This is a genomic window from Deltaproteobacteria bacterium (assembly GCA_022340465.1).
In the GTDB taxonomy this organism is placed as follows: Bacteria; Desulfobacterota; Desulfobacteria; order Desulfobacterales; family B30-G6; genus JAJDNW01.
In genome coordinates, this window is the sequence record JAJDNW010000090.1 from 1 (window position 1) to 6,537 (window position 6,537).

Genomic DNA, 6,537 nt, shown 5'->3' on the forward strand with positions numbered 1-6,537 from the left:
ATTAAAGTGGTACGTGAGCTGGGTTTAAAACGTCGTGAGACAGTTTGGTCCCTATCTTTCGTGGGCGTAGGATATTTGAGAGGAGCTGTTCCTAGTACGAGAGGACCGGAATGGACGAACCAATGGTGTTCCAGTTGTCGCGCCAGCGGCATCGCTGGGTAGCTAAGTTCGGAAAGGATAACCGCTGAAAGCATCTAAGCGGGAAACCTACCTCAAGATTAGATATCCCTTTTGCCGGGAAACCGGCAGAACTGAAGACCCCTTGAAGACTACAAGGTTGATAGGCCCGGTGTGTAAGCACAGTAATGTGTTCAGCTTACGGGTACTAATAGGTCGTGAGGCTTAGCCATATTTTTTCTCTTTTCTATGTTGAACGTCTTTGTGTGCTCATAATCTAATAGTGTTTAGTGATCTGTATTTGGTATTTTGCGTTTCTAAGCATCTCAAAACACCAAACATCAAACACCAAACACAGAAATAAAGTTTTTCGGTGGCGATAGCGAAGAGGTAACACCCGTTCCCATCCCGAACACGGAAGTTAAGGTCTTCAGCGCCGATGGTACTGCTCGGGAGACTGAGTGGGAGAGTAGGACGCCGCCGAAAATTTTTTATAAACCCGGGGTCACGACAAGTGGCTCCGGGTTTTTTGCGTTATGCGGACATATGACATAATATCCGCCGACCTGCGACAAATTTGCATTGGATCTTCGCATATGCTAATCTAATTCGAGCGATTGTCGTGGCTTGCACGCTTATGGCTGCGTTGCCGCCCATACCAGGGGAATGCGCTTCTGCCTTAAAATTTGAAACGCTAAACTTCGGGCTAACTTATTCGCATGTTTGGACGCCGGCTTAAAACAAATATCGTTGTCAGCATTACCCTGCTGCTGTTCATCGGCATGCTGCTGATCGACTTTGTTGCCGTTAAAACCCTCCAGAGAGACCTGATCAAATCAAAAGGCAACCAAGGCTTTTTGATGACGGCCATGGTAAAACAAAGGCTGTTTGCAGAAAAAGAAACGAGCACCAGTGTGCCGCCCGGCCTGAAGTCTCTTTTTGCCGACATGCTGGCCGAAAAAGAGGTTTTGAGCATCAACCTGATGGCTTCTTCGGGAAAGACGATCTATGCTGCCGAAAAAGGCTCTATCGATATACCCGACCTAAAGAAAGCGATGCTCGGGAGTTTGTCTTCGAAGAAGCCTAAGATGCTCTTGAGTGGTTCTACCTGGGGGGTGTTCTGGAAACAGAGCCGCTATCTTCTGATAGCAGATCCCATCGATTACCGGGGGGAGCGGGCGGCTGTCGGCATGGTCATCGATCTTGAGGAAATGTACCGCCTGCAGCGAAGAGCGCAGCGCTTCACCATGCTCTATCTTCTGGCCAACACGCTTATTTTTGCTCTGATAGGTTTTTACCGCCTTTCACGGCTGTACCTCGAACCCATAAACAGACTCGTGGCCATGGCGGAGGATTATCAGGAGGAGGACGGCACTTTTTTTCCGGTCAGAAAAGAGGATAACGAACTGAACACCTTGTCGAAAGCTCTGAATCTCATGTTGAACAGAATTTCGGAAGACAAGAAAAAATTACGATCTTCGGTAGCGTCCCTGGAAAAGGCCAACTTGAAATTGAAGCAGGCGCAGGAAGAGATAATCCGGGCGGAAAAGTTGGCATCCGTCGGAAGGTTGTCCTCCGGCATCGCCCACGAGATCGGCAACCCCATCGGCATTGTCATGGGATATCTCGAATTGATCAAGCAGAAGGATCTCGATGAAGAGGAGATGGCCGAGTACGTCGAAAGGACGGAAAACGAGATCAACCGGATCAACAAGGTGATCAATCAACTGCTCGAACTCTCCAGGCCTTCTTCCAAGGGCACCCAACACATCTCTGTGCATGATATCATTCATGAAATTTCCGATGTTTTGAAACTCCAGCCGTTGATGTCGGGCATTCGGCTTGACCTTTCCCTGGGTGCCGACAGGGACGCCGTTGTTGCCGATGCCGACCAACTGCGGCAGGTGTTTTTGAACCTGGCTATCAACGCGGCCGACGCCATAAAATCCACCGGAAAAAGTCAGAATGGACGGATCCGGATAGCGACCAGGACAACGACGGAGAAGGACCTGGACGAGGGCGCTGTGAAGCGCTGGATGGAGATAGCCTTCGATGACAACGGCCCCGGTATCGCGGAAGGGTGTATGAACAATATTTTCGATCCTTTTTTCACGACCAAGGAACCCGGAAAGGGAACCGGCCTCGGCCTCTCGGTGAGTTTTATGATTATCGAGTCATTCGGGGGGACCATAAAAGCCGGAAATCCGGAAGAGGGGGGGGCGCGCGTGTCCATTCGCCTTCCGGTGGATCAATAGGTCGAAAACGATCGTTTTACGTTTAAGGTTTTATGTTTTAAGTCGCCTAAAAGCGGGATGCTATCTGTAAACCTAACCCGGATAAACCGGGAATACGGATAGCTAATATCGAAATGGTAACCAACCATAAGGCCAGAAGCTATCAGGAAAAAGCGATGGATAACGGCGGACATTCTTCCGAGAATAAAAAATTGCTGGTGATCGACGACGAAGAGAATATGCGGCACATGCTGACGGCCATGTTGAAAAAATTCGGCTATGGCGTGGATTCCGCTGAAAACGGGGCTGTGGCTCTGCAAATGGTCGGCGCGCAGGCCTATGATTTCATCCTCTGCGATATCAAGATGCCCGAAATGGACGGGATTGCCTTCTTAAAGGCCGGTCGGGAAATACTCAAGCAGACCACGGTCATCATGATGTCCGCTTACGGAGGTATAGAGACCGCCATCGCTGCCATGAAAAGTGGCGCCTACGACTATATCTCAAAACCGTTCAAGTCCGACGAAGTCTATCTCACCCTGAAGAAGGCCGAGGAGAGGGAGCGGTTGATGCGTGAAAACCGGTTCCTCAAGGAGCGTATACAGAAAATCGAAGAGGGCTACCGCTTCGGAAACATGATAGCCAAAAGCAGTATCATGCGGGAAACCATCGGGATGGCCGAAAAGGTTGCCTGCTACGACACGACCGTGCTGATTACCGGGGAGAGCGGCACCGGCAAAGAACTTGTGGCCAGGGGTATCCATTTGGCCGGCAACCGTTCAGACAGAAACCTGATCACGGTAAACTGCGGCGGTATTCCTGAAAATCTCTTGGAAAGCGAATTCTTCGGATATACCAAAGGCGCGTTTACCGGTGCCGAGAGGAACAAGAAGGGCCTTTTCCAGGAAGCTGACAAAGGGACCATCTTTCTGGATGAAATCGGGGAACTGCCCACTTCGCTGCAGGTAAAGTTGCTAAGGGTCCTTCAGGAAAATGAAATTCGACCCGTTGGTTCGACCAAAATCGCCAAGGTGGATGTCCGGGTAATCGCCGCAACGGCAAAGAACCTGGAGGATGAAGTCAAGGAAGGTGTTTTTCGCGAAGATCTTTTTTATCGTCTCAACGTCATGCCCATCGCCCTGCCGCCGTTGAGGGACCGTGTGGAAGATATTCCTCCCCTGGCCGATCATTTCATCAAACGTTTCAACAAAAGTTTGGGGAAACGTCTGCGGGCGGTTTCGTCCGAGGCCATGAATCGCCTGCTGGCATACCACTGGCCCGGCAACGTGCGCGAGTTGGAGAATATTATCGAAAGAGCCGCGGTTCTTTCCGATGAGGATACCATTTTTCCCGAACACCTGCCGCCTGATTTCGGGAAGCCGGAAAGGTCAATAGTAAACGGTTTGCTGGAGGGCGAGACATCCCTCAAGAAAGCCCAAAAGGTACTGGAAAAGCGGTTGATCATCAGGGCGTTGGAGGCTACCAACGGCAACCGGACCCACGCGGCGCGGATGCTTGAAATCAGCCATCCCTCCCTTCTGAGCAAAATCAAGGCATATGGCATTGCACTGTGAGTCAAGTGAAACAGAGATGAGCTCATATAGTGGTTGCCAGAAAAACGTTCCGCATGGCCTATAGTACGGAATGGACTTATGTGTGCCAATCGGTATAGCTGACAGGTCATAGCGCATGGCACGCTATCAGCTATAAGTTATGGGCTATGCGCTTTTTTCCCCTTTTACGATCATGCAGTCGGCCACCAGCTCCCAGAGGTATTTTACTTCCAGGTGCTGCATATCGTAGTCCGCCTTGATATTGTTGAGCTGCCCATGGCAACTGTGGCAGGGTACCACCAGCATGTCGGCTCCCGTGGCCTTGATTTGTTCCATCTTTTTGCGCCCGTAAAAAATTCTCTCCTCGTTATATCCCGAGGTAAGCGCTCCGCCCCCGCCGCCGCAGCATATCTGGCTGCGCCCGGTGGGATACAGGTCTACCCAATTTTCCAGACACTGGCTCATGATCCAGCGGGGCTCTTCAAAATAGCCGTGGCCGAATTTTTTCTCGGCCTTCCTTCCGTAATTGCACGGGTCATGGTAAGTTGCCAGCCCCTTGAAGCGTGTCTTGTCCAGGACGATGCGTTTTTCCCGAATGTATTGGATCAACAGGTCGAAAACCGTTATGAAGTTGTAGGTTTCCAACGCTTCGGGGAAGTGCTTTTCAAGACCCGACCGGGTCGCGAGATAGGCGTGCCCTCATTCGGGCCACAGCAGGGTATCGATCTCCAGTTTTTCCATGTGGGCAACGATGCGGCCGGCCATGGTTTTAATGGCTTCGTCATCACCCGTGAAATACCCCCAGCTGGTGCCCTCCCAGTTTTCCGAGGGAATTGTCCAGTCCTCCCCGGCAAGATGAAAGATCTTCCACCAGTGCTTAAGATCCTCGGTGTGGGTGTTGACAAGTTTGTTGTGAATGGTGGTCAGGAGACGAGCCCCTTGCTTGTCGATGGGAGCATTGAAATTTTCAAATCCCGGTTCCTCGGCTATTTCTTCGGCGACATCCTCGATGATGAAGATATAGTCTTCTTTCGGCAGGCGCAGGTTGTTGCCGGTTTCCAGCGCCGCTGCCAGGCCCTTGTGAAGAATTCCGGGCACGGCATCACGCTGTCGCAGGGACCTTATCCGCCGGACAACATCGGCAATGTCGATTTCCATGGGGCATACGGTTTCACACTTGCCGCACATGGTGCAGATCCAAGGCCAGCGGGCTGCGACCGCTTCATCCGCGAGACCGAGCGCCACCATTCGGACAAGTTTACGCGGATCGAAACCGTCGATGCCGGAAGCCGGGCAGGAACTGGCGCACAGCCCGCAGGTGATGCAGAAGTCCTGCGAAAAGGGCCAGTCCCGGAAGGCGCTGTGGTCGATTTTGTCCAAGTCGATTATATTCGAGGAATCAGCCATTGGTTTACCCTTTTAAAAACGAACGATACAAATTTTCCAGCGAATCGGCAAAGGCACAGACAATTTCGCCGAATTCGTGCGCCATGTTGGAAGCCAACGTTGCATAGTGCAGGCGTTTCTTGTCGAGGCCGATCTGCTCCATAAGGACCATGGCCCCTTCCGCGCGCCGCCGGGCATGCAAGTTCCCCTTTTCCGCCTGGCAGTTGCCCTGGTGACAGGTGAGCACCATAACGCCGTCCGCCTTTTGCTGGAAGGCCCTCAGGATGTCACCCGTGGCGATCACGCCCGCGCAGGGAACCCGGATGATTCTCAAACCGGCGGGGAGTGGGCGGCCCATAACACCTGCCAGTGCCGCCGCCTGGGCGGCCGAACGGCTGCAGCAAAATGCGTAGATAACGGGATGCGTTGCGCGCTCGCCAGGGACAGGTTTCAGCCTGACCAGCTGCTCAGCGGGAGAGCCGTCGGCAAGGTCGTTCATGCGGATGACTTTTTGGGGGCATTCTGCCGCACATATGCCGCAACCTTCACACAACTCCTTGACAACCGTGAGGCTGCCGTTGAGCGAAATGGCGCCGAAAGGGCAGCTGCGGTAGCAGGTGAGGCAGCGGACACATCCCGGCGTTATTTCGGCGTGGGGGGTGAGAAAGGCGGTTGACCCTTCATGCTGCAGGCAGGCCAGGGCGGCATTGTGGATGTCCATGACCTGCTGCTTCAGGTCCATGACGCCCCGCGACGGGCCGACGGCCAGTATGCCCCGGCGATTGGTTCGCACCGGCAGCCGGTGGACGTTGTCGGCCTGAACAAAGCCATCTCCATCCTGTTCCAGGGCGAGCGTTGCAGCCGCATCCGCGGCAAACATCGACACCGAGAGGGCCTCGTCGACCACGGTCAGCTCCGGCGTCAGCCTGAAACGATGTCCGGTGATTTCATCGGTGAAGGTGACGACGGCCCTGCCACTCTCCAACTGGCTGATTTCCGGTTTTTCCGTGTTGAATTTGACGTAGGTGACACCAGCCTGGCGGGAAGTCCTGTAGCGTGCTTCCAGGCCGTCACCGGCCACCTTCAGGTTCCCGGTCAGAATGTAGACCTTTTGCCCCTGGGCGGCGTATTTGCAAGCGGTTGCCATGACTTCCCTGCATATCAGGGGGCTGCTTTCATGGTAGATGCCTGTCAGGAAAACGACGCTCCCTTGCTGGTCGACGGGGCTTTTCTGAAAGGCGACGGCC

The 6,537-nt window shown here is 53.3% G+C and carries 5 protein-coding genes and 2 rRNA genes; 4 read left to right on the forward strand and 3 right to left on the reverse strand.

Features of this window, described 5'->3' with window-relative positions:
* The 4 genes from LJE94_13675 to LJE94_13690 all read left to right on the forward strand — a co-directional run.
* Positions 1–350, forward strand: a 23S ribosomal RNA gene (locus LJE94_13675); the annotation flags it as partial.
* 136 nt (positions 351–486) lie between these two features.
* Positions 487–603 (forward strand): 5S ribosomal RNA (rrf, locus tag LJE94_13680).
* Between the two features lie 233 nt (positions 604–836).
* Positions 837–2,372, forward strand: coding sequence for a hypothetical protein (locus LJE94_13685; protein MCG6911160.1), 1,536 nt, complete (start codon positions 837–839; stop codon positions 2,370–2,372).
* A 155-nt stretch (positions 2,373–2,527) separates the two neighbouring features.
* Complete coding sequence (locus LJE94_13690) at positions 2,528–3,925, forward strand: sigma-54 dependent transcriptional regulator (protein MCG6911161.1); 1,398 nt, start codon at positions 2,528–2,530, stop codon at positions 3,923–3,925.
* Positions 3,926–4,069: 144 nt separating this feature from the next.
* Here LJE94_13690 and LJE94_13695 read toward each other — a convergent pair whose 3' ends face one another.
* The 3 genes from LJE94_13695 to LJE94_13705 form a co-directional block, all read right to left on the reverse strand.
* Positions 4,070–4,549, reverse strand: a complete 480-nt coding sequence (locus LJE94_13695; protein ID MCG6911162.1) for a (Fe-S)-binding protein — start codon at positions 4,547–4,549, stop codon at positions 4,070–4,072.
* A 54-nt stretch (positions 4,550–4,603) separates the two neighbouring features.
* Positions 4,604–5,311 carry a 4Fe-4S dicluster domain-containing protein gene (locus LJE94_13700; GenBank protein MCG6911163.1) on the reverse strand — a complete coding sequence of 236 codons (708 nt, stop codon included), beginning with the start codon at positions 5,309–5,311 and terminating at the stop codon, positions 4,604–4,606.
* A 4-nt stretch (positions 5,312–5,315) separates the two neighbouring features.
* The coding region (locus tag LJE94_13705) for a hydrogenase iron-sulfur subunit (protein ID MCG6911164.1) at positions 5,316–6,537 on the reverse strand (1,222 nt) is incomplete at its 5' end.

Coding starts and splice junctions, on each gene's coding strand:
- LJE94_13685 (MCG6911160.1), top strand. CDS start 837: ATGTTTGGACGCCGGCTTAAAACAAATATCGTTGTCAGCATTACCCTG.
- LJE94_13700 (MCG6911163.1), bottom strand. CDS start 5,311: ATGGCTGATTCCTCGAATATAATCGACTTGGACAAAATCGACCACAGC.
- LJE94_13690 (MCG6911161.1), top strand. CDS start 2,528: ATGGATAACGGCGGACATTCTTCCGAGAATAAAAAATTGCTGGTGATC.